Raw genomic sequence first — 959 nt, 5'->3', positions numbered from 1 at the left:
GTCGAATTTAGCTGTTACATCTTCACCAGTGATACCATCGTAAACCTTGATATCATCAGCGTTGATATCAAGCTTATCTTTTTCGTAGTTATCTTTGATACCAACTGTTTGAAGATTGTTTTCTGCTGTAAATTCTCGAGTATCAAGCCATACTTGATAGTAAATCTTTTGACCACGTTCAACTGACTTAGTATTCAAGTTTTCTTTTTCGTTGTTTGACGCAACGTCCGCATATGGTTTCGCATTGGTATCTGCGTACTTGTCTTCCAACTCTTTATCATCATCGGCAAGTTTGTTACCAATGATATCGAATCTTGGTTCTGAAACAACGTATTTCTCTGGTTTGAAGTTAGGAATTACCTCGTTATCGAAGACACGATCGTCAGCGCCATAAGCATCTCCACCTACTGTAGCGTAAGAAACGACAGTTGTTAATTGAGCACCTGGTGCAGGTTGGATAACTTGAACAGTAACATTGACTTTCATGTTATCGTAAGTAACTGTTGTGTCAGTTCCTTTAACTTCTTCTACTGTGTAGTTGAATGTATTACCAAGATCTGCTTTAGCATAGTTGATAGTAGAGAATTTAACTTTACCTTCGGCATCATTCTTAACTGTTTCAAGAACATTACCTTCTTCATCTTTCAATTCGAAAGTAAATTCTTGATCTTTCAACTGACGTCCGTTAAGTGTCTTACCAAAGATCAACTCGATAGCAGTTGGAACGTTGTTAACACGTTTTTCAGTTGGTTTTTCTACTGGTTTTTCTTTCTTAGTAGTTGGGTTGTAATAGTTAACTACTTGAGCTGCTGTATTTTCAATTTCAGCACCATCATAAGCACCGTCAGCAACCTTAGCTGGAATGACAAACTTGTAGTAGCGTCCAAATTCGAACTTAGTAGTATCGATAACTTGAGTGTTTTCTGCATCGCCAAGTGACTTAGTGAAGCCAGCTTTAA

General features: G+C 37.6%; 1 protein-coding gene. It reads right to left on the bottom strand.

The window, feature by feature from the left end; translation table 11 throughout:
- On the bottom strand, positions 1-959 hold a 959-nt coding region (locus tag AX663_RS00485), incomplete at both ends, for a Spy0128 family protein (protein WP_331708953.1).

The organism is Streptococcus sp. CCH8-H5 (assembly GCF_001556505.1).
Taxonomy (GTDB): domain Bacteria; phylum Bacillota; class Bacilli; order Lactobacillales; family Streptococcaceae; genus Streptococcus.
The sequence above is the reverse complement of the archived record's forward strand: the minus strand, read 5'-3'. Positions and strand labels throughout refer to the sequence as shown.